Source organism: Blautia glucerasea (assembly GCF_013304385.1).
Taxonomy (GTDB): domain Bacteria; phylum Bacillota; class Clostridia; order Lachnospirales; family Lachnospiraceae; genus Blautia_A; species Blautia_A ammoniilytica.
The window spans coordinates 41,410-67,047 of sequence record NZ_JAAITU010000015.1; the positions used below are offsets into that span (position 1 = coordinate 41,410).

Genomic DNA, 25,638 nt, shown 5'->3' on the forward strand with positions numbered 1-25,638 from the left:
TATGGACAAGGATATACGGGAGGAGGTGGAAATTCCGCTATGAAAAAGAGAAAACTTAATTATCGATTCCATAATCCAAACACAGCGGAAGTAACCGCCGACTATCTGTTAAAGATATTGATTGAAGCAAATGCAAGTAAGGTGGAACAGGCAATACAAGAAGCAGCGGATGAGCTTCCCAATGAACCAAAACATGATGGAGGGTGTCCTGCGTAGCGCGTGGGATGCCTTTTATTTTTTTGCTATTGCTTGTGTTCTGTCTGAAAATCAGTTAAAATTAGTTCTAGAAAGTCATAGATTAGTCATAGAATTTAGTCATAGAAAATTTTGAAAGGCGGAAGAATATGATATATACGGATAGCCAATTAAAAGAAAAGATTGTTCGCATGATAGAATCTTTTGAAAATGAAGTTGTAGAATTTAAAGAAGCACGCACAAATTATTCGTTTAATGACATTGGTAAATATTTTTCTGCACTTAGCAATGAAGCAAATCTTCGGGGATTACAGGAGGCGTGGCTGATTTTCGGAATTTCGGATGATAAACGATATGTAGGAACGGAATTTCGGAAACAGGGAAGTCTGCAAAGTTTGAAAAAGGAAATCGTAAATGGAACCAATGAACGATTGACATTTCTGGAGATATACGAACTGACAATGGAAAAATGTCGAGTGATAGCATTTCAAATTCCTCCAGCTATTAGGGGGATTCCGACAACATGGCAAGGGGCAGCGTATGCCAGAGAGCATGAATCTATATCACCGCTTCCGATGAATAAAGTAGATCTACTTAGAAGTCAAATAGGAATGGATTGGTCAAAAGAAATTGTAGAAGATGCAACGATAGAAGACTTGGATGAAGAAGCGATTAAAAGAGCAAGAGAACTTTTCTCAAAACGTCAGAGTGATCGAAAAAAAGCACAGGAAGTTTTAAAGAAACTGTCTGATATTGAGGTTTTAAATAAAGCTGGTATTACAATAAAAGGAAAAATCACCAGAACGGCATTATTGTTATTAGGAAAAAGTGAGGCTAAATATTTCTTTGATGGCTTTATTCCTAGAATTACCTGGACACTTTATAATGCAGATAATTCGGTAAAAGCTTATGAACATTTTGATATACCGATGTTAATGGCAGTGGATAAGGTATATTCCAGGATCAGAAATGTAAAGTATCGTTATATTGCCGGACAGCAGACTTTGTTTCCGGATGAAGTAGATCAATATGAACCAGAGCTGATCAAAGAGATTATTAATAACTGTATTGCTCATCAGGACTATCGCTTGCGTGGAAAAATCAACGTAGAGGAATTTGAGGACAGACTGGTATTTATCAATGAGGGGGCTTTTATACCAGAAACTATTGAACAAGCACTGGAACCGGGATATAAACCACCGTATTATCGAAATGTGTTTTTGTGTAACGCAATGGTAAATCTGTATATGATTGATACAAATTCAATGGGAATACCAATGATGTATCAGATACAGCGTGATAAATGCTTCCCATTGCCGACATATGATTTGAACACAATTAATAGAGTTACAGTGACTGTGTACGGAAAGATATTGGATAAGAATTATACTCAGCTTTTATATTCCAATGAAGATTTAGATATGAGAACTGTATTTTTGTTGGATAAAGTTCAGAAACAGGAAGTAGTTTCTAAAGAAAGCTTTAAGGATTTGAAGAAAAAAGGTCTTGTGGAAGGACGTTATCCTAATGTTTTTGTATCTTTCAAGGTGGCAGATATTGTCGGACAGAAAGCTGCTTATGTTCGAAATAAAGGGTTAGATGATGATATTTGCAAGCAGTTAATTATAAAAGCACTTCAGTCAATGGGAGAAGCCAGCAAAAAAGATTTGATGGAAGTTTTAGAGAAGGCTTTGCCGGAGGTGCTGAGTGAGGAACAGAAATCAAAGAAGGTTTCAAATTTGCTACAAGTATTAAAGAAAGATGGGATAATTGAAGTTAGTGGTGGGAATAGATATTCCAAATGGTTTGTAAAAAACAAATAGTCAAAAAGATTCATAATGTTAAGGAAGGGAGACACATAGATGAAAATTTTAGATTTAGTAGATGATGTAAGAAGTGGCTGTAAGTCTGTTTTAACAACGATGACATTAGAAGAATATAAGAAATTGTCATTTTTTGCGTTTAATAATAATGGAAACATTGATGGACAGCGAAGTGTTATAAAACGTTCTTCTACAGCGGCGAAAATTCGAAAGCGTATGGCGGATGATTTTAGAAAAGGAGCAATTTTTCCACAGGTAGTTTTGGGAGTGCTTTTTTCAACTGAGAATATGCAAAATTTGGATGAATCAAAATTTTACATGTTGTTAGAAAGTGTTAATGAGGGGCAGATTTCTATTATTGACGGTATGCAGAGGAGTAATATATACTTTGAAAATTATGAGGACAATAAACAACAAAAAATCCGTGTGGAATTTTGGTGTTCAGATGCAAGTACTAAATTATTATATCGAATGCTTGTTTTAAATACAGGGCAGGTTCCGTGGAATACTCGCAGACAGTTAGAAGTGATTTTTGATGGAATAAGTAATAAAATTTCTGAAGAAATCAAAAAGACAGATCCATTGCTTGATATTCAACTGAATATTTTAGCTGTTGATGAAATTAAACGACGTAAAGCGGGAATGTTTAAAAAATCATCACTTATTGAAATGTATCTTGGATTTAATACAAGAAAAGTGAATGTTGATGTTAATGATGAACTGGCAGATGAATTTCAACGTTTTGATATGATGGAAGCAATTGATAGTGCAGTAAATTTTGAAATGTTTGTAGATACTTTTCGCAATCTGTGTAAGTTGGATTTTGCAGTAACGGCTACAAGTGAAACTGTTGAAGGTAAACAGTTTGCATCTGGACAAGATTTGTTCCGTAGTGATCCGGTATGTTTAGGTTTTGTGGTTTCATGTGCAGAGTATATTATGGGAAAAATGGGAGTTCAACGCAGTGATGAAGAAAAACGAAATAGAGCATTAGAATTGGATAATAAAATTGCAAAAGTAATAAAATGTATTGAAAGTAAACCAGAGACATATTTAAGTCTTGAAGTTTTGAATGAAATTGTTGAAAAGTTACCAAGAACACGAATTGGTGATAGCTTAAGGCATTTATTTAAAAATGCTTTTAGCGAGTTAATTCGCTATGATAAACTTGAAGAGATTCCTTCTATGGAGACGTTTTGGAGAGAATAAGTATGTCAAGAAATCTATTACAAATGACGGGTAAGATTTTTGATGAGTTTGCTACCCGAGTTAGTGAGGAACATAAAGAATATATTGTATCTGTAAATAGACATATATCTATAAGCGAAGAAAATCGGGCAGAGTGTTGTGAATTATTAAAAGATGCAATTATAATCGGTAGGAGACATGATTATTTGCCCACAGTTGTTTTTATAAAATATAAGGAAGAATTTTATGTAGGAATAGATACAAGGTATGCTGAAAAATTTGAAAATTTTGGATATGTGATGGAAGAAAGGGCCGCAATTTGTATCGGATGTCAAATTTTAAGTATAACAGAAAAATATTACCAACTAAAAGTAGAATCAAGAGAACTGATAGATTATTGTTTGGGATTACAACCAGAAGAAGGTATGGATGCGGTTGTTTTTTCAGAAGATAATATTCTTGACTTGATTTATGGATTATCAATTTTTAAGGTGGTAAATAATGAGTTGGAAATAGATATTGATTCTTTGGATGATGTGTTGAGAGTTTCAGTATTATTATTGATTGCGAATAGTGAAAAAATAACTCCTGTTTATAAAGAAACTATGGAAAAACTATTATCAATGATATGTGTAAGGAAAATATGCAGTAATATTTTGGATTTTCTTATCATCAAAGACACTAGAATTAAATTTTTAAGTTTATATCAATGCATAGAATTTCTCTTTATTCCAAACAGGGCAAGCGAATTTGTACAAAAGTATAATATGAATATTTCGGATGCATTAAAATTACATATAAATGAAGCGATGAGAAGGGATGAACGAATAAACGCATTAGCAATCTTAAAAATTGCAGGAATGCCTTTGATTCATAAGATGTACATTTTATTGTTTAATGAATCAGAGGGTGATAATGAGTTAGAACGCATTAATAATTGGATATATGACAAAAGATGCTCAATAGCTCATTTTAGATATGGACAACAAAAAAATGAAGAAACATATGTAAATGAAGAAATATTAGAAATGATGTTAGAATTATTAGTAGGGATTTTTTCAAATATGAATCAAAATATGAAAGATATTTGTAGTGGACTTGTAAAATTAGAGGAAAGTACTTTGGCATAAATGCTAAGGTACTTTTTCTTATTGTTATTTTATTTAAAACAGTGTATACTAAAGTTGTAACAGAACGACTTTAATGTAACAGGAAGGTATCAACTATGAATATAGCTGCCTATTGCCGAGTTTCCACCGATAAAGCTGACCAGCTCAACAGTCTGGAAGCGCAAAAAGAATTTTTCTCTGAGTACACCCAGCGTACCGGTGACAACTTAGTAAGATTATATGCTGACGAAGGAATTTCAGGTACAAAAATAAAAAATCGAAAAGAATTTTTACGCATGATGGTAGATGCCGAGCATGGACTGTTTGATATGGTGGTTGTAAAGGATATTTCCCGTTTTGCAAGAAACACGGTTGACCTTCTGCAAAACGTCCGCAAGCTGAAAGCATTGGGTATCGAAACACAGTTCCTGACAGCCAATATGACCAGCATGGGAAACAGCGAATTTGTCCTGACGATTTTTGGCGCACTGGCGCAGGAGGAAAGTGCTAATACTTCTAAGCGTGTAAAGTTCGGCAAGAAAATGAATGCAGAAAAGGGACGAGTTCCGAATATTGTGTACGGATATGATAAAACCATCGGTGATTACTTTAATTTGGCAATCAATGAGGAAGAAGCAGCTGTTATCCGTCAGATTTATAGATGGTATATCGAAGAAGGTTACGGTGCCGCCAAAATTGCGAATATGCTGAATGCCAAGGGCATCCGGACAAAGCGTAATTGCCAGTGGAGCCAGAATGCAACCTGCCGGATTCTGACAAATGAGCTTTATACCGGTAAAATCATCAATGGTAAGCAGGAAGTAGCTGACTTCCTGACCGGACAGAGAACGGAAAAAGATGAAACGGAGTGGATGGTAACAGAACGTCCGGAACTGCGGATTATTGAGCCGGAAATGTATGAAAAGGCACAGGAGATTTTGGAGTCCAGAAGCAAGGCTTTTAAATTAACGAAGGAACGGCAGAGCAATAAGTATTTGTTTTCTACTCTGATTAAATGTAAGGAGTGTGGCTGGTCTTTCCGACGAACGGTTCGTACCTATAAGAATACCTATATTCGCTGGGTCTGCTCCGGTCATAATGGTCGTGGTGCGGATAGCTGCCCCAATGCGCAGACAGTAGACGAAGAAGAGCTGATTGAAGTTTTATCCGAATATTTTTCCGAGCTGCTGAAAGCAAAGAAAAATGTAATTCGTCATGTGACGAGTGAATTTCAACGGGTTTACAAGGCGAAAGACGAGAATCTGAATTACGAAAAGGAACTGAATGCACAGCTTCGCAAGCTTCAAAAGATGCGTCAGAAATATATGGATATGTACACAGACGATCTCATTACCCGTGAGGAATTGAATGAAAAAATCGGCGGAACAAAACAGGAAATCGAGCGTCTGGAAAATGAGTTGAAAATGGTTGCCTATCATCTGACAAAAGGAGAACAGCTGGAAACAATCCTGAATCGTACTTTTAAAGAGATTGAAGATATTTCAGATGTCCGCCAGATGACCAATGCACAGCTAAAACGCATAATCCAGAAAATCGAAGTGGACAAGGATGGTAATGTAGATATTTATTTACGCATCTTTGGAGATTTGGGCCTAGATGAAACCGTTCTAATTAGTGACAACCAAACATAAAGATGTGACAGAGCGTCTGGCGTCTATTCGTCCGTCTTTGGCAGAACGGACACGGGAGGTATTGGAGGTGAACAAGCAGGAACGACATATCCGGGGCGGACTGGCTACAAGGGAGAAGTACCTGCATCTTCATGAAAAATATCCAGAGCAGGATGGTGGTTAAATATGCAGCAGCCCCGATTCCGGGGCTGTAGTATCGTGCTGAGATATAGGGCAAGGGTTGAATCTGCTGGGAAGCTATTGTATAATTTGGGTAATTATTTGGTGAGTAAGAAGGAGAAAACAGAAATAAATCGGAGGTGCAGCATATGCGGCTGACAAAGGTACAGGATGCATTACAGAAAAAGAAAATTAAATATGAATATACAGAAGTAGACAATTGCGGAAGTCTGGATTTCTTATTCCGGGGTCTGAAATTTCATGTGTGGGAATATGAAGATAAGGTCTGGGGAGCAGAAACCAATGTTTTTGAAGCTGGCAGAAGTCAGGATATAGAAGGGGATTATGAAGAAGTGATTTCAAAAGAAATCCTTAGCTGGCCGGACATGCTGGCCTGAACAGGATGTGTGATGCGAAATGCAAGGGAAAACAGCAGAGTAACTGCTGTACTCTTCCTACATATGTGCTTTTTTAAGGAAGTGTATAATTTGGTAATATTTAGAAAAGAGAAAAAAGGTATCCGACGATTTGGATTGATTTTAATCTGCATGATAATGATAGGGTGTACAGGCTGTGGTAACAGTGAAGAAAAGGCACAGCAGGCAGAAACAGCAGGGCCGTCAAAGCCTTCCGGTGTGCCAGAGACTGTACAGGAAATGACGGAAGAAGTTACTGTGGTAAGACCAAGTATAACTCCATCTTTAAGTCCTGAGCCAACAGCTGCCCCTGCATCTGTGACTGCGGTCAGTGCCACTCCAGAGATAAGCAGTGAACCAGAGATCAGTGCGGCTCCTGTTGTGAGTATCACGCCTCCACCGGAAATGAGTCCAGTGTCCACCATAACCCAGGCACCTACCATAACTCCGGCGAAGCGAAAGTCTGAGCAGTCTTCGGAAGAAGGCACTTTAAGCAGACCTGACCATCCGGATACGGTGACGAATGATAAGCTGATCTTTGTGGGAGATTCCAGGACAGAAGGAATCCGGGACGCAGTAGGAGATGACAGTGTCTGGTCCTGCCTTTCAGGAAAAGGATATGATTGGATGGTGCAGACTGGAGTACCGCAGATCGAAGATGAGATCGAGAAAAACACGGCCATTATTTTTTTGATGGGAGTAAATGACCCTTTCAATGTAAATAATTATATCAATTACATTAATGAAAAGGCCTACGAATGGGCGGCAATAGGAGCCCAGACATATTTTGTGTCTGTAGGACCGGTTGAGAAGGATCCCTATATAACCAATGCGCAGATTGAAAGCTTTAACACATCTATGGAGAATAATCTTTCCGGAGTGAAATACATTGATGTTTATACCCATCTTGTGGAAAATGGGTATGCTACTGTGGATGGTCTGCATTATCCGGCAAATGTATCCATAGAAATATACAATTACATTTTGGAAAATCTGGAGGAAGTAAGAAGCGGTATCTGGGGATAGAACAGGCAGGATAATCAGTTTTTTGTGTCTGTAACAGGGATTTCTTTTTGGAAGTCTTTGGTATAATGCATTTCATAATCGTCTGTGATAAACACTGCCTGAACATTGTCCAGGGATTCTGCATAGGTAAGCCCATCTTCTAATCCAAGGGCAAAACAACTGGTACTTAAAGCATCGCCCATCACGGACTGATCACAGACAATAGTAACGGAAATCAAGCCGTTCTGGTATGGATAGCCTGTTTTAGGATTCAGGATATGATGGTAAGATTTGCCATTGTATTGGAAACAGCGTTCATAAATACCGGAAGATACTACAGACTTATTCGTGATATCCATAATGGCTTCTGTTTCATTGCGATCTGCAAAAGGCTTTTGGATGCCTATTTTGAAAGGAGTTCCGTCAGGCTTTTTTCCTATGCAAAGAACATTTCCGCCCAGGTTAATGATCCCGCTTTCTACACCTTGGGATACAAGATACTCTTTAATACGGTCAGCAATGTATCCCTTTGCTACAGCACCCAGATCAATCTGGATATCAGGAGAATCAAAGGTAATGATCCGATCCTGCAGATTTACGTGCTGATAGCCACAGGAAGAAAGGGCAGTGTGAATGGCACTGTATTCAGGTGGAATCGGATTTTCAGCTGTAAAATTCCAAAGAGATGTAAGAGGTGCAATGGCAATGTCAAAGGCACCTTGGGTAGCTTCTGAATAGGAAAGGCCGGTGGCAATCAGATCGGCAAGGGGCTGGGATATCTGGTAGGAATTTTCTCTGCCATCCACATGGGAAAGCTTACGGTGATTCAATTGATAAAGCTCACTTGTTTCAAGTGTACGGCTGAATATTTTTTCGTATTTGTCACAAAGTGCCATGGAATGATCCAGAAGGGTCTGATCCTGTGCATCATAAATTGTAATGGTAACAACCGTGTTCAGCTTCAGGGAGGTTTCCTGAAGGGGCTGGGAGGTATCTTGGAAATTTTGCAGGGAGCTGTCTGTATTTTTACATCCGGATAAAAAGACAGTGCACAACAGCAAAAGAATAATATAAGAAAAATGTCTGTTCATATGAAATCGTTTCTTTCCTGCAGGATATTTTGGCGTACCTTCCTGCATAAGGAAAGTATACCAGAAAAAGAAGGCCAGGCACAGCAGGAAATAAAATAAGTTTTAAGGGGAGATTACGATGGAAAAAGGAACTAATTGTGAGTATTGTGTAAACTATTCTTATGATGAGGATTATGAGTGCTATACATGTGAAGTGAATCTGGATGAAGATGAGATGGCACATTTTATTACAGGAAATTTCAGACAATGTCCTTATTTTAAAATGGGGGACGAATACCGGGTAGTGCGAAAACAGATGTAAAAGTATCCGGATACAGAAGTGTTACTGTTCACACACCACTATCCCGCGAGGTGTTTTGGCATGAATATGCCAAAATCCCGAGACATACAAGCCAAAATTCCATTGCCGCAGGCAATCTGGAATGAATTTTGGCTACGTTACTGTGAACGGAGTGAACAGTAACACAGAAGTAACGGGAGATGCAAAAATTTTTAATTAAGGTATTGACATATCTGGAAAAAGATGATATTGTTCTTTAGAACGCTGCCGAAGACAGTAGGTGCCGTATGGCATAAGGTTTAAAACGCCTACCGAGGAATAAGTATTCTTATAAGAGATTACTGGAACCTTACTGTCATGCAGTAAGGTTTTTATATTGCAGGAAAGCATGTGCTTTCTGGTAATAAAAACCCTCCGGGTAGAGTCTCATTGTGACGGCGGTATATCAAAATCTATAAGGAGGTGTACCATTTCATGGCAAAAGTAGAACTGAAACAACCAATCGTAAATGAAATTTCTGACAGCATTAAAGACGCACAGGCAGTAGTTCTGGTTAACTACAGTGGTCTTACTGTTGAGCAGGATACAGTTTTACGTAAAGAGTTAAGAGAGTCTGGTGTACAGTACAAGGTTTACAAGAACACTATGATGCATCGTGCATTTGAAGGTACTGCATGCGAGGATCTGATTCAGCATTTACATGGAACAAATGCTCTGGCTATCTCTGATACAGATGCAACTGCTCCCGCAAGAATTCTTGCAAAATATGCAAAACAGTATCCGGCTCTTGAGTTAGTAGCTGGTATTGTTGAAGGCAACTACAATGATCAGGCAGGAATTCAGGCACTGTCCCAGGTTCCTTCCAGAGACGAACTTCTTGGAAAACTTCTTGGAAGCATCCAGTCTCCGATCACAAACTTCGCTCGTGTGCTTAAGCAGATTGCAGAAGCAGGCGGAGAGAGCGCAGCACCTGCTGCAGAAGAAGCAGCTGAGGGTGAGGCACCGGCAGCAGAATAATCTGGCCGGTTATATCATGATCCCCTATAGAGGGAAAATTCATTATTAATAAAATTATAAAATGGAGGTAATTGAAATGGCAAAGTTAACAACTGAAGAATTTATTGCGGCAATCAAAGAATTATCCGTATTAGAGTTAAATGATTTAGTAAAAGCTTGTGAAGAAGAGTTCGGCGTATCCGCAGCAGCAGGTGTTGTTGTTGCAGCAGCAGGACAGGCAGAGGCAGCTGAGGAGAAAGATGAGTTTGACGTAGAGCTGACAGAAGTTGGCCCGAACAAAGTTAAAGTTATCAAAGTTGTTCGTGAAGTAACAGGTTTAGGCCTGAAAGAGGCTAAGGCTGTTGTTGATGGCGCTCCGAAAGCAGTTAAAGAGGGTGCTTCTAAAGCAGAGGCTGAGGATATCAAGGCTAAACTTGAGGCAGAAGGCGCTAAAGTTACTCTTAAATAATTTTTGCCTTTTATGCCCCCCGCAAATGCTTGCTTCGCAGGTGTTTGCGGGGGTTCTTTTTTTGCCTGCAAACAGGGAATAGACTGGGTAAAGCTGGAAATAATATAAAAAACGAAAAAAATTGAGAAAATTGGTTGACAGCCTTTTTTCGTTGTGATATAGTGAAGAATGCTATATTATGGCATGATATGCCTACTCTGCCCTCGAAATCTGGTCAGAAACTCATATACAGATTTCTGATAGGAGGATAGGCAAAGAAGGCTTAGATTGTAATAAAAAATAAAAACAGGGGTGAAACGTCAATGGAAAAAAACAGAATTCGTTCTGTAAAAACTGGAAAAAGCATGCGAATGAGCTACCAGAGACAAAAAGAAGTCCTGGAAATGCCAAACCTGATTGAAGTCCAGAAAGATTCTTACCAGTGGTTTCTCGACGAAGGATTGAAGGAAGTCTTTGATGACATTTCTCCGATCGCAGATTACGGCGGAAAGCTCAGCCTTGAGTTCATCGATTTTACATTTGATGAGAAGGATGCGAAATATTCCATCGAACAGTGTAAAGAACGTGATGTGACTTATGCCGCACCTTTGAAGGTTCGAGTGAGACTGATTAACAAAGAAACAGAAGAAATCAACGAACACGAGATTTTCATGGGAGATTTACCGTTGATGACAGCTACAGGCACCTTTGTAATCAACGGAGCCGAGCGAGTTATCGTAAGCCAGTTAGTACGTTCCCCTGGAATCTATTATGCAATTGCTCACGATAAAGTTGGTAAAAGGCTGTTTTCATCAACCGTTATTCCTAACCGAGGCGCATGGCTGGAATATGAGACTGATTCCAACGATGTGTTCTATGTTCGTGTTGACAGAACCAGAAAGGTACCGATCACAGTCCTGATCCGTGCATTAGGTGTTGGTACAAATGCAGAGATTGTAGAACTGTTTGGTGAGGAGCCTAAGATCCTGGCCAGCTTTACAAAAGATACTTCCACCAATTACCAGGAAGGTCTGCTTGAATTATATAAGAAGATCCGTCCAGGTGAGCCTCTGGCAGTAGAGAGTGCAGAGAGCCTGATCGGGGCAATGTTCTTTGACCCGAGAAGATATGATCTGGCAAAGGTTGGACGTTATAAATTCAACAAAAAGCTTCATTTCAATAAGAGAATTGTAGGACATAAGCTGGCAGATGATGTGGTAGAAGAGTCTACCGGAGAGATCATTGCAGAAGCCGGTACTGTTGTTACAAGAGAACTGGCAGATGAGATCCAGAACGCAGCAGTTCCTTATGTGTGGATCCTTGGGGAAGAAGACCGCAGGATCAAAGTCCTTTCCAGCTTGATGGTGGATATCCGCCATTATCTGCCTGAGATTCAGGATCCAAAGGAAGAACTGGGTGTTACAGAGTTAGTATATTACCCTGTGCTTCAGAAAATCCTGGAAGAAAATGACACTCTTGAGGAAATAAAGGCAGCGATCCACAGGGATATCCATGATCTGATTCCAAAACATATCACAAGAGAAGATATTTTTGCTTCTATTAACTATAACATGCATCTTGAGTACGGTCTGGGTAATGATGATGATATCGATCATCTGGGCAACCGCCGTATCCGTGCAGTAGGCGAACTTCTTCAGAATCAGTACCGTATCGGTCTTTCCAGACTGGAGAGAGTGGTTCGTGAGAGAATGACCACGCAGGATACAGAGAGTATTTCTCCCCAGTCTCTGATCAACATCAAGCCTGTAACTGCAGCTGTTAAAGAATTCTTTGGATCTTCCCAGCTGTCCCAGTTTATGGATCAGAATAACCCTCTTGGTGAGTTGACTCATAAGAGACGTCTTTCTGCGTTGGGACCAGGCGGTCTGTCACGAGACAGAGCCGGATTTGAGGTGCGAGATGTACATTATTCCCATTACGGAAGAATGTGCCCTATCGAGACTCCAGAGGGTCCGAACATTGGTCTGATCAACTCCCTTGCATCTTATGCAAGGATCAATCAGTACGGCTTTGTTGAAGCTCCGTACCGTAAGATTGATAAGACAGATCCAAAGAATCCGCGGGTTACAGATGAAGTTGTTTATATGACCGCAGATGAAGAAGATAATTATCATGTGGCACAGGCGAATGAGGCTTTGGATGCGGATGGACATTTTGTTCGTAAGAATGTTTCAGGTCGTTTCCGTGAAGAAACTCAGGAGTATGAGCGCCAGATGTTTGACTATATGGATGTATCCCCGAAGATGGTATTTTCTGTGGCTACAGCCCTGATTCCGTTCCTTCAGAATGATGATGCCAACCGTGCGCTGATGGGATCCAACATGCAGCGTCAGGCCGTACCGCTTCTTACTACAGAAGCACCGGTTGTTGGTACTGGTATGGAGACCAAGACAGCTGTAGACTCCGGTGTATGTATTCTTGCTAAGAAAGCAGGTACTGTTCTTCGCTCTACATCTACAGATATTACAATTAAGAATGATGACGGAACAAAAGATGATTATCATCTTACAAAATTCCAGAGAAGTAACCAGAGCAACTGCTACAATCAGCGCCCAATCGTAAATCAGGGCGAGCACGTGGAGGCAGGTGATGTGATCGCTGATGGTCCATCCACATCCAATGGTGAGCTTGCTCTTGGTAAGAACCCGCTGATCGGATTTATGACCTGGGAAGGTTATAACTATGAGGATGCTGTTCTTTTAAGCGAAAAGCTTGTACAGAATGATGTTTATACATCTGTTCATATTGAGGAATACGAAGCAGAAGCACGTGATACCAAGTTAGGACCGGAAGAGATCACAAGAGATGTCCCTGGTGTTGGTGATGATGCTCTTAAAGATCTGGATGAGCGTGGTATCATCCGTATCGGAGCAGAAGTACGTGCTGGTGATATTCTGGTAGGTAAGGTAACTCCTAAGGGAGAAACTGAACTTACAGCAGAAGAGAGACTTCTCCGCGCCATCTTTGGTGAGAAGGCAAGAGAGGTTCGTGATACATCCCTTAAGGTGCCGCACGGTGAGTATGGTATCGTAGTGGATGCAAAGGTATTTACAAGAGAGAATGGCGATGAATTGTCTCCAGGTGTTAATGAAGCTGTCCGTATTTATATTGCCCAGAAGAGAAAGATCTCTGTTGGTGATAAGATGGCCGGACGTCATGGTAACAAGGGTGTTGTTTCCAGGGTTCTTCCAGTGGAGGACATGCCATTCCTTCCTAACGGACGTCCTCTGGACATCGTGTTAAATCCTCTGGGTGTGCCTTCCCGTATGAATATCGGACAGGTCCTTGAGATTCACCTTAGCCTTGCTGCAAAGGCTCTTGGATTTAATATTGCAACACCGGTATTTGATGGTGCAAACGAGAATGATATCCAGGATACACTGGAACTTGCAAATGACTATGTAAATACAGAGGATTTTGAGGAGTTCCGAGAGAAATACAAAGATATACTTGCTCCGGATGTTATGCAGTATCTGGATGAGAATAAAGAGCACAGAGCTCTTTGGAAGGGTGTTCCTATTTCCAGAGATGGTAAGGTACAGCTTCGTGACGGACGTACAGGAGAACCGTTTGACGGTCCGACTACCATTGGCCACATGCATTATCTGAAGCTGCATCATTTGGTTGATGATAAGATCCATGCACGTTCTACTGGCCCATACTCCTTAGTTACACAGCAGCCGTTGGGTGGTAAAGCTCAGTTCGGTGGACAGCGTTTCGGAGAGATGGAGGTATGGGCACTGGAGGCATACGGCGCATCTTACACACTGCAGGAGATCCTTACAGTGAAGTCTGATGATGTTGTAGGCCGTGTGAAGACCTATGAAGCTATTATTAAGGGGGATAATATCCCTGAGCCGGGTATTCCGGAATCCTTCAAGGTACTTCTTAAAGAGCTTCAGTCCCTGGCACTGGATGTGCGGGTTCTTCGTGATGACCAGACTGAAGTGGAGATCATGGAGAGTGTAGATTACGGAGAAACAGATCTTCGTGCTGTTATTGAAGGAGATTCCCGGGGACATCGGGATCATGAATCATTTGCAAAACATGGCTACACCAAACAGGAATTCGACGGTGATGAGCTTGTTGATGTAGATGAGGACGAGGAAGAAGATTACGAAGAATTAGAAGAAACCTTCGATAATGACGAAGAATAGAAAGGGGAAAGAATACATGGCAGAAGCAACTAATACCAATGAAACATATCAGCCAATGACTTTCGATGCCATTAAGATAGGACTGGCGTCCCCTGAGAAAATCAGAGAGTGGTCAAGAGGCGAGGTTTTAAAACCTGAGACCATCAACTATAGAACACTGAAGCCTGAAAAAGACGGACTTTTCTGCGAAAGGATTTTCGGACCCAGCAAAGACTGGGAGTGCCATTGCGGAAAATACAAGAAAATCCGTTATAAAGGTGTTGTGTGCGACCGTTGTGGTGTAGAAGTAACAAAAGCCTCTGTCCGCAGGGAGCGTATGGGACACATTGAACTGGCAGCGCCGGTTTCCCATATCTGGTATTTTAAAGGGATTCCGTCCCGCATGGGACTGATCCTGGATCTTTCACCAAGAACATTGGAGAAAGTTCTTTACTTTGCAAACTATATTGTACTGGATCCGGCTGAGTCCGGACTCCAGTACAAGCAAATCCTTACAGAGAGAGAGTATCAGGAAGCAAGGGAAAGCTATGGAAGTGGCTTCCGTGTAGGTATGGGTGCCGAGTCCATCAAAGAACTTCTTGAAGCTATTGATCTTGAGAAGGATTCTGCAGAATTAAAGGCTGAACTGGTGGATGCGACTGGTCAGAAGAGAGCACGTATCATCAAACGTCTGGAGGTTGTTGAGTCCTTCAGAGAGTCCGGCAACCGTCCGGAGTGGATGATCCTGACCGTGGTCCCGGTTATTCCGCCGGATCTTCGTCCTATGGTACAGCTGGACGGAGGACGATTTGCTACTTCCGACCTGAATGATCTGTACAGACGTATTATTAACCGTAATAACCGTCTGAAAAGACTGCTGGAGCTTGGCGCTCCGGATATTATCGTCCGCAATGAGAAGCGTATGCTTCAGGAAGCTGTAGATGCGCTGATCGATAACGGACGTAGAGGCCGTCCGGTAACAGGACCTGGCAACAGAGCCCTGAAATCTCTTTCCGATATGCTGAAAGGTAAATCCGGACGTTTCCGTCAGAACCTTCTTGGTAAACGTGTTGACTATTCCGGACGTTCCGTTATCGTTGTAGGACCGGAACTGAAGATTTATCAGTGTGGTCTGCCTAAGGAGATGGCAATCGAGTTGTTCAAGCCATTCGTAATGAAAGAACTTGTTGCCAACGGAACCTCCCACAACATTAAAAATGCTAAGAAGATGGTAGAGAAGCTTGAGCCGGCTGTTTGGGATGTGCTTGAGGACGTTATCAAAGAACATCCGGTTATGCTGAACCGCGCACCTACACTGCATCGTCTGGGTATCCAGGCGTTTGAGCCGATCCTTGTTGAAGGTAAGGCAATCAAGCTTCATCCGCTGGTTTGTACTGCATTTAATGCGGACTTCGATGGTGACCAGATGGCTGTCCATCTTCCACTTTCCCAGGAAGCTCAGGCTGAGTGCCGTTTCCTGCTGCTTTCACCAAACAACCTTCTGAAACCGTCTGATGGAGGCCCTGTAGCAGTACCTTCTCAGGATATGGTTCTTGGTATTTACTATCTGACACAGGAAAGACCGGGAAGTATTGGTGAAGGTAAATTCTTCAAGAGCGTTAACGAAGCAATCCTTGCTTATGAGAATAAAGCAATCAAGCTGCAGACCAAGATCAGTGTACGCTGCAGCAAAGAAATGCCGGATGGTACAGTGATCAGCAGTAATGTAGAATCCACGTTAGGACGTTTCCTCTTTAATGAGATCCTTCCACAGGATCTGGGATTTGTTGATCGAAGCATTCCTGGCAATGAGCTTGTTCTTGAGGTAGACTTCCTTGTTGGTAAAAAGCAGCTGAAGCAGATTCTTGAAAAAGTTATCAATACACATGGAGCAACAAAAACAGCAGAGGTACTTGATTCCATTAAGGCTATGGGTTACAAGTTCTCTACAAGAGCAGCCATGACAGTATCTATTTCAGATATGACTGTGCCGCCTCAGAAACCTGAGATGATCAAACAGGCTCAGGATACCGTGGATCTGATCACAAAGAACTATAAGCGTGGTTTGATCACAGAAGAAGAGCGTTACAAAGAAGTTGTAGACACCTGGAAGAAGACAGATGATGAGCTGACTCATGCACTGCTGACAGGACTTGATAAATACAACAATATCTTCATGATGGCTGACTCCGGAGCCCGTGGTTCCGATAAACAGATCAAACAGCTTGCCGGCATGCGAGGCCTGATGGCAGATACAACCGGTCATACTATCGAGCTTCCTATCAAGTCCAACTTCCGTGAAGGTCTTGACGTACTGGAGTACTTCATGTCTGCACATGGAGCACGTAAAGGTCTGTCTGATACAGCCCTCCGTACCGCCGATTCCGGATACCTGACCAGACGTCTGGTAGATGTTTCACAGGATCTGATCGTTCGTGAGATGGACTGCTGCGAGAATCGAACAGAGATTTCCGGTATGTATGTGAAAGGCTTTATGGATGGCAAAGAAGAGATCGAAAGCCTTCAGGATCGTATCACAGGACGTTTTTCCTGCGAGACGATTAAGAATAAAGACGGTGAGGTTCTGGTTAAAGCGAACCATATGATCACACCGAGACGTGCGGCACGTATCATGAAGGAAGGCGTGGATAATATTACCGGCGGAGCTGTTGAGCAGGTTAAGATTCGTACTATCCTTACATGTAAATGTAAAGTTGGTGTATGTGCCAAGTGTTATGGTGCCAACATGGCTACAGGCGAGCCTGTGCAGGTTGGTGAGTCTATTGGTATTATTGCTGCTCAGTCCATTGGTGAGCCTGGTACACAGCTTACCATGCGTACATTCCATACCGGTGGTGTTGCCGGTGGTGATATCACACAGGGTCTTCCTCGTGTGGAGGAGCTTTTTGAGGCGAGAAAGCCAAAGGGTCTTGCTGTTATCACTGAGATCAAGGGTATTGCCACTATTAATGATACCAAGAAGAAACGAGAGATTATCGTAACAGATCCGGAGAACGGTGATTCCAAAACTTATCTGATTCCATATGGATCACGCATCAAGATCGTGGACGGACAGGTTATGGAGGCCGGTGATGAACTTACAGAAGGTAGCGTGAATCCACATGATATCCTTCGTATCAAGGGTGTTCGTGCTGTTCAGGATTATATGCTTCGTGAGGTTCAGCGTGTATATCGTCTCCAGGGTGTTGAGATCAACGATAAGCATATTGAGGTTATTGTTCATCAGATGCTGAAGAAAATCCGTATCGAAGATAATGGTGACAGTGAATTCCTGCCAGGTACATTGGTTGACTATTTGGAATACGAAGAAGTCAATGAGAAGCTTGAGGCAGAAGGACTTCGTCCGGCTACCGGAAAGCAGGGCATGCTTGGTATTACCAAGGCTTCTCTTGCTACAGATTCCTTCCTGTCAGCTGCATCCTTCCAGGAGACCACCAAAGTCCTTACTGAGGCTGCCATCAAAGGTAAGGTTGACCATTTGATCGGTCTTAAAGAGAACGTAATCATCGGTAAGCTGATTCCTGCCGGAACCGGTATGAAGTGCTATAGTGATGTAGAACTTGATACAGGCATGCCAGAGGAAACAGAAGAGGATTTTGCCATTGATGAGGATGAGGATGATCTTCCGATTCTGGATGACATGGAAGAAGTTGAGATCGACGACGAGCCGGAGGATGCTTCTGAGGATCTGGGGGAAGATGAAATTCCTGAAGAGGATACAGAAGAATAAATTTCAGCAAAGAGTGAAATCCATAAGATAACTAAAGGCTGCGGTTCGGAGCAAATCCGGACTGCGGCCTTTTCGTATCTGTATGCTGACTGCAGCTTTTAATAGGAAAATACAGGGAATGCTATCTTTTGTGATATGATTCTAGTATAATACTGTAAAGAAAAAGATTCGGAAAGGAGGAAATCCATGGATAAGGAATTGCCAGCTTCTGTATGGCCAGAATGGAAGATTATCGAAAAAATCGGGGAAGGATCCTTCGGCAGAGTTTACAAAGCAGAAAGAACAGAACAGGGAAGGCCTTTTTATTCTGCAATCAAGATCATTACTATACCTGGAAACCCAGATGAACTGAACAGTATCCGGGAAGAAATATCTGGCGATGATTCAGTACGGGAATACTTTCAGAATCTTGTGGATGAATGTATTCAAGAAGTAAGCACCATGGAATGTTTCAGGGGGAATTCCCATATTGTTTCCGTTGAAGATTATAAAGTTGTGGAATATCTTGATGAGATCGGTTGGGATATTTATATTAGAATGGAATATCTGATCAGCTTCACTGAGTATTGTGCAGGTAAGGCTCTTACCCAGAATGAAGTATTGAAGCTGGGGTGCGATCTGGCAAAGGCTTTACATTACTGCAGGCAGTTGAATATTATACATCGGGATATTAAGCCAGAGAATATATTTGTATCGTATTTTGGCGATTTTAAGCTGGGTGATTTTGGTATTGCCAGGGAGCTGGAGCGTTCTATGAGCAACATGTCCAAGAAGGGTACCTATTCCTACATGGCTCCTGAGATGTACAGAGGCGAGCTGTATGACCGGCGAGTAGATATTTATTCTTTGGGAATTGTACTGTATAAGCTGATGAATGATGGCAGACTGCCATTTCTAAGCAGGGAGAAGCAGCTGATCACGTACAGGGACAAAGAAAATGCCCTGGCGAAGCGGATGTCAGGAGAAGAATTGATTCCGCCAGTTCATGCTGACCAGGCTTTTTCCACTATTATTCTGAAGGCCTGTGCATATCGCCCGGAAGAACGGTATCAGACACCTGAGGAGTTTTATTATGCAATGGATGATCTGCTGCATGGACGTATGGAGACAGATTCGGAAAAGAAACCAAAAGAAAAGCCGGTAGTGGAAAGCGAACGGTCCAAACCTGTGAAAAAGCATTCTAAACTACTTGATAAGATCAAGTCAGGGCCGGACGAAGTGAAACGAAGACCCGCTTTGTGGAGTGTACTGGCTGCCGGGATTGCACTGGCAGCTTGTATAATAACGATTTTATATGTAAGAAGCATGCTTGAAGAGAATCTTCCCTTGCGCAAATCCAACCAGGTAGTAAGCATCCTGGAGGAAAATGATACACATACAGCGCAGGTTGATGATTTTTCCACTGCTATTGAGACTATAAAACAGCAGGCTTCCGAAATTGTCAGTGAGCTTCCGGACTGCCAGGAAGTAGGGAAAAAAGGCGAAAGATTAAGATATTATGATCAGAACAACAAGCTGGTAAAGACTTTGATCTATCCAGAGATGTCCGATGATGGTGTTTATGAAGAATATTATTACTGGGATGAACGTCTGTTTTTTGCATATATTTGGACAGATAGCAAGCAGGAATTATACTATTATGACAGAAGAGGCAAGCTGATTCGCTGGATTGATGCTGATGGGATCGTTCATGACAAAGAAACCGACAGTACAGAGTACAATAAGCGGGGAGAAAAATACTGGAAAAATTCTCTGGAGCAGTTTGACGAATAGAATAAAAGAAGGATTGTAACTGTTCAGTACCCTTACAGTTACGAAGGACTATAGAATGAATTACGATATTGAGTATGCTTATGCTTGTCACAGGGGAAAGGTACGCAGCAATAATGAGGACAATTTCTGGTGCTGTGGGCACATGCTTCCTGAAATAAATGATGGATCCGGAAAAATATCCGAAGAAAGGTGTTCCAGCCGGACATTTCCTGTACTGGCTCTTTTTGATGGCATGGGTGGTGAAAGCTGCGGAGAAGTAGCAGCAAAGCTGGCAGCAGAAAGGCTGGGCAGTTACTATCAAAGGAACAGAGCAAAGCTGAAACATCGGGCAGAAGAGTTTGTACAGGAAGCATGCAGGGAAATGAACCGGGCTGTGTGCAGTTATGCTGCAAAGAATCGTATCAGTACGATGGGAACAACTTTGGCAATGGCTGTTTTTGCCGGACAGAAGCTGTATATGTGTAATGTAGGTGACAGCCGGATCTATCAGGAAAGAAATGGAGCCTTTTTCAGGATGTCTACCGACCATGTTCAGGGGAACGGGCTTTTCGGAAAAGCTCCTCTTACTCAGTATCTTGGGATTCCTGAGGACCATATGGTGATCCAGCCTTCTGTGGCAGAGATTGATTGTCAGCCGGATACCAGGATCATGCTGTGCTCGGACGGAATCTCGGATATGCTTACAGAAGTGGAGATCCAGGCAATCCTGAACAGGAGAAAGAATGCATCAGATACAGTCCATGATCTGATGAAGCTTGCACTTGAAAAGGGCGGCAGAGATAATGCAACTGTGATTCTCTGTCAGGTTCATGAAAGAAAGGCAAAAGAACCCATAAGGGAAAGATTAAAGAAAGTATTGCAGCTGTAGGGAAATGTCAGGGAGCATTTAAATAAAGAAGGTGTTTGATCATGAATAATCGGATGAAGGATTTGGATTTTGAACAGACCGTTGTATTTGATACAGTTAAGGATTTTGAATTTACAAGGAAGGCAGCCCAGAGGTTTCGTCAGGTGGTTGAATTGGATAGTTTTGAAGAAAAGGATACGGAGGTAATCTTTCATTATCTTTATAAAGAGATGGAATTGGTATCCTTTGGAGATCATCTGAAAAGATATATTTATGAGCGGGCAGGGCTGGAAGAGCCTTTTGCACAGGTTCCACAGGAGGTTTACAGGGAGATTGCATTAGAATCATTTAAAGAAACCTGTACACCTAAGTCAATGAACCCCACATCAACAAAGCTGCCGGCTCTTATAAATAACTGGCTGACACAGGCATCTGTGAAACGTGATACTGTATTCCTTTTAGGATTCGGCCTGCGGATGAGTGCAGGAGATGTGTCGGATTTCCTTACCCGTGTGCTGCGGGAGCAGGATTTTGATTTTTCAAATCCGGAAGAGGTGATCTACTGGTATTGCTATACTCATCATTACCTGTATGCAAAGGCACAGGAATATAAAGAAAAATACAAAGAACTGGTGCCGGCTGCAATACAAAATGAGACAGCTGCTTGTGGGGGAGGCCTGATGATCGATACAGAGGAAAAACTGATGGAATATCTGGCAGGACTGAAAGCTGGCTGGGTAGACCCCAGATCTGAAAAGAGTCAGGCATTTCAGGAATTTATGAGACTCCTGGAACAGGCAAAGCAGGTCATTGCTGATCTGTATCAGAAGGATGAAGATGAAAAAGGCAGGCACAGAAGATGGACAGCAGAGAATATTACACCTTCAGATCTGGAAAAGGTGATCTGTAATGGGATTCCTATCAACAAAATGGGAAATCTGAAAAAAATGTCTGCTTCCATTTTGGCAAAGCATTTCAGCCAAAAGCGTTTCAGCCGACAGAGGATCACAAACATCCTGAACCACAAATTTCCGGTAGAAAGATTTGATCTTCTAACTTTGGAGTTTTTCATAATTTCTCAGAAAATGCAAGATGAAGATCCTTATAAGCGCTATCATCATTTTATTGAAGAAGGTCAGAAGCTTCTGGAAAAATGCGGTATGAGTGATATATACATAGTCAATCCTTATGAATGTTTTCTTTTGATGTGTATGCTGACAGACTGTCCTCTGGCAGTGTTCTCTGAGATATGGGAGAAATCCTACGAGGGGACAGATGAGAGTAGTATGGAATCATTATCGTGAAAATAAAAAGGTTGAAAATAAAAACAAGAAAACATGTGAGGTGCCTGTAAAAAACAAGAAAAAACATGTAAAATGCCTTGACAGTCTAATCTTTACAGGATATAATCAAAAAGCGTGCGAAATAAAGCATATTTTTTTTGCATGTCAAAAGATAATAGCAACCGCAAGGCCCCATGTTAAGCATGGAGAAATAAATCGGGAGGTGAAATGGAATGCCAACATTCAACCAGTTAGTAAGAAAAGGTCGTCAGACCACTGTAAAGAAATCTACAGCACCGGCTCTGCAGAAGACATTCAACTCTTTAAGAAAGAAAGCAGTTGAGCAGTCTGCACCGCAGAAACGTGGCGTTTGTACAGCTGTTAAGACAGCTACTCCTAAGAAGCCTAACTCAGCTCTTAGAAAGATCGCCAGAGTTCGTCTTTCCAACGGTATCGAAGTAACAAGCTATATTCCAGGAGAGGGACATAACCTTCAGGAGCATAGTGTTGTACTGATCCGTGGTGGAAGGGTTAAGGACTTACCTGGTACCAGATACCACATCATCAGAGGTACACTGGATACAGCAGGTGTCGCTAACAGAAAACAGGCTCGTTCCAAATACGGAGCTAAGAGACCTAAGGTTAAAAAATAATTCATCCGTATAATTGCGGAAACTATAGATATTTGTACGGTATTCCATATACCCTGTCGGTTGCGGGTTAAATATAGGACCATTACCAGTGCGAACATGCAATAGTTTACTGCGTGAGTACCGATGAGATAATCTATTGATTAAGGAGGGAAGTAACGTGCCACGTAAAGGACATACTCAGAAAAGAGACGTTCTGGCTGATCCGGTATACAATAACAAAGTGGTAACAAAGCTTATCAATAACATTATGTTAGATGGTAAGAAAGGTGTTGCTCAGAAGATCGTATACGGCGCATTCACCAGAATCGAAGAAAAAGCTGGCAAACCAGCAATTGAAGTATTTGAGGAGGCTATGAACAATATCATGCCCCTTCTGGAAGTAAAAGCAAGACGTATCGGTGGTGCTACTTATCAGGTGCCGATCGAGGTAAGAGCTGACAGACGTCAGGCTCTGGCTCTTCGCTGGCTGACCACATATTCCCGCAAGAGAGGCGAGAAGACAATGGAGGAAAGACTGGCTAACGAGCTTTTAGATGCAATGAACAACACAGGCGCATCTGTTAAGAAGAAAGAAGACATGCACAAGATGGCTGAGGCAAATAAAGCATTTGCTCACTATCGCTTCTAATCGAGGAGGAAAATCCATTGGCTGGAAAAGAAGGTAGAGAATATCCGCTTGAGAGAACCAGAAACATTGGTATCATGGCTCATATCGATGCGGGTAAAACAACCCTGACTGAACGTATTCTTTATTATACAGGTGTCAACTACAAGATCGGTGATACTCACGAAGGTACTGCTACCATGGACTGGATGGAGCAGGAGCAGGAGAGAGGTATCACGATCACATCAGCTGCAACAACATGTCACTGGACACTTGAGGAGAACTGCAAGCCGAAGCCAGGAGCACTTGAGCATCGTATCAATATCATTGATACACCTGGTCACGTAGACTTCACAGTAGAGGTTGAGCGTTCCCTGCGTGTACTTGATGGTGCCGTTGGTGTATTCTGTGCGAAGGGCGGTGTTGAGCCACAGTCCGAGAACGTATGGCGTCAGGCTGACACTTACAATGTACCACGTATGGCATTCATCAATAAGATGGATATCCTGGGTGCAAATTTCTATGGCGCAGTAGAGCAGATCAAGACCCGTCTTGGTAAAAACGCTATCTGCCTGCAGTTGCCAATCGGAAAAGAAGATGATTTCAAGGGAATCATTGACTTATTCGAGATGAAAGCTTACATCTACAATGATGAAAAGGGTGACGATATTTCTATCGTTGATATCCCGGATGATATGAAAGAAGATGCTGAGCTTTATCATACAGAACTGATCGAGAAGATCTGTGAGCTGGATGACGAATTAATGATGGAATATCTGGAAGGTGAGGAGCCGACTGTTGATAGACTGAAAGCTGTTCTGAGAAAAGCTACCTGTGAATGTACAGCTGTTCCGGTATGCTGCGGTTCCGCTTACAGAAACAAAGGTGTTCAGAAGCTTCTGGACGCTATCCTGGAGTATATGCCTGCTCCAACAGATATCCCGCCAATCGATGGTGTTGATATGGATGGAAACCCGACAGTAAGACATTCTTCTGATGAAGAGCCGTTCTCTGCTCTGGCTTTCAAGATCATGACAGACCCATTCGTTGGAAAACTTGCATACTTCCGTGTATATTCAGGAACAATGAATTCCGGATCTTATGTATACAACTCAACAAAAGGCAAAAAAGAGCGTGTTGGCCGTATCCTTCAGATGCATGCCAACAAGCGTATGGAGCTGGACAAGGTTTACTCCGGTGATATCGCTGCAGCAATCGGATTCAAATTCACCACAACCGGTGATACAATCTGTGACGAGCAGCATCCTGTAATCCTTGAATCCATGGAATTCCCGGAGCCGGTTATCGAGCTGGCTATCGAGCCTAAGACAAAAGCTGGCCAGGGTAAACTTGGTGAGGCTCTTGCAAAGCTTGCTGAAGAGGATCCTACATTCCGTGCTCATACAAACCAGGAAACTGGACAGACAATCATTGCTGGTATGGGTGAGCTTCATCTGGAGATCATCGTTGACCGTCTGCTTCGTGAGTTCCACGTAGAAGCAAACGTAGGTGCTCCTCAGGTTGCTTACAAAGAGACAATCACCAAGGCAGTTGATGTAGACAGCAAGTATGCAAAGCAGTCTGGTGGTCGTGGACAGTATGGTCACTGTAAAGTTAAATTCGAGCCTATGGATGCCAACGGAGAAGAACTGTACAAGTTCGAGTCCACAGTTGTTGGTGGTGCTATTCCGAAGGAATACATCCCTGCAGTTGGCGAAGGTATCGAAGATGCTATGAAGGCTGGTATCCTTGGCGGATATCCGGTAGTCGGCGTTCATGCAAACGTATATGACGGTTCTTACCATGAAGTCGATTCTTCTGAGATGGCATTCCACATTGCCGGATCTCTTGCATTCAAAGATGCAATGCATAAGGCTGCACCGATCCTTCTTGAGCCTATCATGAAGGTAGAGGTAACAACACCTGAGGATTACATGGGCGATGTTATCGGTGATATCAACTCCCGTCGTGGTCGTATCGAGGGTATGGAAGATATCGGCGGTGGCAAGATGATCCGTGGATATGTTCCGCTGTCTGAGATGTTCGGATATGCAACAGACCTGCGTTCAAGAACTCAGGGACGTGGTAACTACTCCATGTTCTTTGAGAAATACGAGCCGGTTCCAAAGAGCGTACAGGAAAAGATCCTTGCTCAGAAAGACTGATTCAGGACTGGTTACTGTAAACAGTAACTTGTATTTGATAAAA

At 42.1% G+C, this 25,638-nt stretch carries 19 protein-coding genes, 1 pseudogene and 1 other annotated feature; of the genes and pseudogenes, 19 read left to right on the plus strand and 1 reads right to left on the minus strand.

Going from position 1 to position 25,638, the window contains the following annotated elements; genetic code table 11:
• Positions 1 to 39: 39 nt before the first annotated feature.
• The 8 genes and pseudogenes from G5B11_RS07860 (at position 40) to G5B11_RS07895 (ending at position 7,568) form a co-directional block, all read left to right on the plus strand.
• Entirely contained in the window at positions 40 to 216 is a 177-nt protein-coding gene (locus tag G5B11_RS07860) for a hypothetical protein (protein WP_171030313.1), read from the plus strand.
• A gap of 128 nt (positions 217 to 344) precedes the next feature.
• Positions 345 to 2,018, plus strand: coding sequence for an RNA-binding domain-containing protein (locus tag G5B11_RS07865; RefSeq protein ID WP_138344427.1), 1,674 nt, complete (start codon positions 345 to 347; stop codon positions 2,016 to 2,018).
• 39 nt (positions 2,019 to 2,057) lie between these two features.
• Positions 2,058 to 3,227 carry a hypothetical protein gene (locus tag G5B11_RS07870; protein ID WP_138344428.1) on the plus strand — a complete coding sequence of 390 codons (1,170 nt, stop codon included), beginning with the start codon at positions 2,058 to 2,060 and terminating at the stop codon, positions 3,225 to 3,227.
• Between the two features lie 2 nt (positions 3,228 to 3,229).
• Entirely contained in the window at positions 3,230 to 4,336 is a 1,107-nt protein-coding gene (locus tag G5B11_RS07875) for a hypothetical protein (protein ID WP_138344429.1), read from the plus strand.
• A gap of 95 nt (positions 4,337 to 4,431) precedes the next feature.
• The gene (locus G5B11_RS07880) at positions 4,432 to 5,967 is read left to right on the plus strand and encodes a recombinase family protein (protein ID WP_158421676.1); all 1,536 of its coding nucleotides are present in this window, start codon (positions 4,432 to 4,434) and stop codon (positions 5,965 to 5,967) included.
• Positions 5,954 to 6,130 (plus strand): annotated as a pseudogene (locus G5B11_RS19555) (sporulation transcriptional regulator SpoIIID); the annotation flags it as partial. The gene G5B11_RS07880 and the pseudogene G5B11_RS19555, both read left to right, overlap by 14 nt.
• A 145-nt stretch (positions 6,131 to 6,275) precedes the next feature.
• Positions 6,276 to 6,524, plus strand: coding sequence for a kinase (locus G5B11_RS07890; RefSeq protein ID WP_173727487.1), 249 nt, complete (start codon positions 6,276 to 6,278; stop codon positions 6,522 to 6,524).
• 90 nt (positions 6,525 to 6,614) lie between these two features.
• On the plus strand, positions 6,615 to 7,568 hold the full coding sequence (locus G5B11_RS07895; protein WP_173727489.1) for an SGNH/GDSL hydrolase family protein: 954 nt from the start codon (positions 6,615 to 6,617) through the stop codon (positions 7,566 to 7,568).
• 14 nt (positions 7,569 to 7,582) lie between these two features.
• On the opposite strand, the gene G5B11_RS07900 is transcribed toward G5B11_RS07895, so the two are convergent.
• Entirely contained in the window at positions 7,583 to 8,638 is a 1,056-nt protein-coding gene (locus G5B11_RS07900) for an FAD:protein FMN transferase (protein ID WP_173727491.1), read from the minus strand.
• Positions 8,639 to 8,756: 118 nt separating this feature from the next.
• Here G5B11_RS07900 and G5B11_RS07905 point away from each other — a divergent pair, with 118 nt between their 5' ends.
• The 11 genes from G5B11_RS07905 to fusA all read left to right on the plus strand — a co-directional run bounded on the left by G5B11_RS07905 (position 8,757) and on the right by fusA (position 25,595).
• Positions 8,757 to 8,939 carry a DUF6472 family protein gene (locus G5B11_RS07905; protein WP_158421680.1) on the plus strand — a complete coding sequence of 61 codons (183 nt, stop codon included), beginning with the start codon at positions 8,757 to 8,759 and terminating at the stop codon, positions 8,937 to 8,939.
• A gap of 228 nt (positions 8,940 to 9,167) precedes the next feature.
• Positions 9,168 to 9,302, plus strand: a sequence feature (ribosomal protein L10 leader region).
• Positions 9,303 to 9,392: 90 nt separating this feature from the next.
• On the plus strand, positions 9,393 to 9,935 hold the full coding sequence (gene rplJ / locus G5B11_RS07910) for a 50S ribosomal protein L10 (RefSeq protein ID WP_173727493.1): 543 nt from the start codon (positions 9,393 to 9,395) through the stop codon (positions 9,933 to 9,935).
• A 76-nt stretch (positions 9,936 to 10,011) separates the two neighbouring features.
• A complete protein-coding gene (gene rplL, locus G5B11_RS07915; protein ID WP_158421682.1) occupies positions 10,012 to 10,383 on the plus strand; it encodes a 50S ribosomal protein L7/L12 in 372 nt (123 codons plus the stop codon).
• A gap of 302 nt (positions 10,384 to 10,685) precedes the next feature.
• On the plus strand, positions 10,686 to 14,540 hold the full coding sequence (rpoB, locus tag G5B11_RS07920) for a DNA-directed RNA polymerase subunit beta (RefSeq protein WP_173727495.1): 3,855 nt from the start codon (positions 10,686 to 10,688) through the stop codon (positions 14,538 to 14,540).
• Between the two features lie 16 nt (positions 14,541 to 14,556).
• The gene (gene rpoC / locus G5B11_RS07925) at positions 14,557 to 18,270 is read left to right on the plus strand and encodes a DNA-directed RNA polymerase subunit beta' (RefSeq protein ID WP_173727497.1); all 3,714 of its coding nucleotides are present in this window, start codon (positions 14,557 to 14,559) and stop codon (positions 18,268 to 18,270) included.
• 186 nt (positions 18,271 to 18,456) lie between these two features.
• Positions 18,457 to 20,043: a serine/threonine-protein kinase gene (locus G5B11_RS07930; protein WP_173727499.1), complete on the plus strand. Its 1,587-nt coding sequence runs from the start codon at positions 18,457 to 18,459 to the stop codon at positions 20,041 to 20,043.
• A 55-nt stretch (positions 20,044 to 20,098) separates the two neighbouring features.
• Positions 20,099 to 20,911 carry a PP2C family protein-serine/threonine phosphatase gene (locus G5B11_RS07935; RefSeq protein ID WP_173727501.1) on the plus strand — a complete coding sequence of 271 codons (813 nt, stop codon included), beginning with the start codon at positions 20,099 to 20,101 and terminating at the stop codon, positions 20,909 to 20,911.
• Positions 20,912 to 20,952: 41 nt separating this feature from the next.
• Complete coding sequence (locus tag G5B11_RS07940) at positions 20,953 to 22,194, plus strand: hypothetical protein (protein WP_173727503.1); 1,242 nt, start codon at positions 20,953 to 20,955, stop codon at positions 22,192 to 22,194.
• Positions 22,195 to 22,406: 212 nt separating this feature from the next.
• The gene (gene rpsL, locus G5B11_RS07945; RefSeq protein ID WP_158421488.1) at positions 22,407 to 22,826 is read left to right on the plus strand and encodes a 30S ribosomal protein S12; all 420 of its coding nucleotides are present in this window, start codon (positions 22,407 to 22,409) and stop codon (positions 22,824 to 22,826) included.
• A 157-nt stretch (positions 22,827 to 22,983) separates the two neighbouring features.
• A complete protein-coding gene (gene rpsG, locus G5B11_RS07950) occupies positions 22,984 to 23,454 on the plus strand; it encodes a 30S ribosomal protein S7 (RefSeq protein WP_173727505.1) in 471 nt (156 codons plus the stop codon).
• A gap of 17 nt (positions 23,455 to 23,471) precedes the next feature.
• Positions 23,472 to 25,595 (plus strand): elongation factor G, encoded by a 2,124-nt coding sequence (gene fusA / locus G5B11_RS07955; protein ID WP_262582756.1) that lies wholly within the window; start codon positions 23,472 to 23,474, stop codon positions 25,593 to 25,595.
• The last annotated feature ends 43 nt before the right edge of the window (positions 25,596 to 25,638 follow it).

Excerpts from the sequence above, each read along its gene's own strand:
- G5B11_RS07905 (WP_158421680.1), top strand. The coding sequence starts at position 8,757 with ATGGAAAAAGGAACTAATTGTGAGTATTGTGTAAACTATTCTTATGAT.
- G5B11_RS07875 (WP_138344429.1), top strand. The coding sequence starts at position 3,230 with ATGTCAAGAAATCTATTACAAATGACGGGTAAGATTTTTGATGAGTTT.
- G5B11_RS07900 (WP_173727491.1), bottom strand. The coding sequence starts at position 8,638 with ATGAACAGACATTTTTCTTATATTATTCTTTTGCTGTTGTGCACTGTC.
- G5B11_RS07860 (WP_171030313.1), top strand. The coding sequence starts at position 40 with ATGAAAAAGAGAAAACTTAATTATCGATTCCATAATCCAAACACAGCG.
- G5B11_RS07890 (WP_173727487.1), top strand. The coding sequence starts at position 6,276 with ATGCGGCTGACAAAGGTACAGGATGCATTACAGAAAAAGAAAATTAAA.
- G5B11_RS07880 (WP_158421676.1), top strand. The coding sequence starts at position 4,432 with ATGAATATAGCTGCCTATTGCCGAGTTTCCACCGATAAAGCTGACCAG.
- G5B11_RS07940 (WP_173727503.1), top strand. The coding sequence starts at position 20,953 with ATGAATAATCGGATGAAGGATTTGGATTTTGAACAGACCGTTGTATTT.
- rpoB (WP_173727495.1), top strand. The coding sequence starts at position 10,686 with ATGGAAAAAAACAGAATTCGTTCTGTAAAAACTGGAAAAAGCATGCGA.
- rplL (WP_158421682.1), top strand. The coding sequence starts at position 10,012 with ATGGCAAAGTTAACAACTGAAGAATTTATTGCGGCAATCAAAGAATTA.
- G5B11_RS07870 (WP_138344428.1), top strand. The coding sequence starts at position 2,058 with ATGAAAATTTTAGATTTAGTAGATGATGTAAGAAGTGGCTGTAAGTCT.
- rplJ (WP_173727493.1), top strand. The coding sequence starts at position 9,393 with ATGGCAAAAGTAGAACTGAAACAACCAATCGTAAATGAAATTTCTGAC.
- G5B11_RS07865 (WP_138344427.1), top strand. The coding sequence starts at position 345 with ATGATATATACGGATAGCCAATTAAAAGAAAAGATTGTTCGCATGATA.
- rpoC (WP_173727497.1), top strand. The coding sequence starts at position 14,557 with ATGGCAGAAGCAACTAATACCAATGAAACATATCAGCCAATGACTTTC.
- G5B11_RS07935 (WP_173727501.1), top strand. The coding sequence starts at position 20,099 with ATGAATTACGATATTGAGTATGCTTATGCTTGTCACAGGGGAAAGGTA.
- G5B11_RS07930 (WP_173727499.1), top strand. The coding sequence starts at position 18,457 with ATGGATAAGGAATTGCCAGCTTCTGTATGGCCAGAATGGAAGATTATC.
- rpsL (WP_158421488.1), top strand. The coding sequence starts at position 22,407 with ATGCCAACATTCAACCAGTTAGTAAGAAAAGGTCGTCAGACCACTGTA.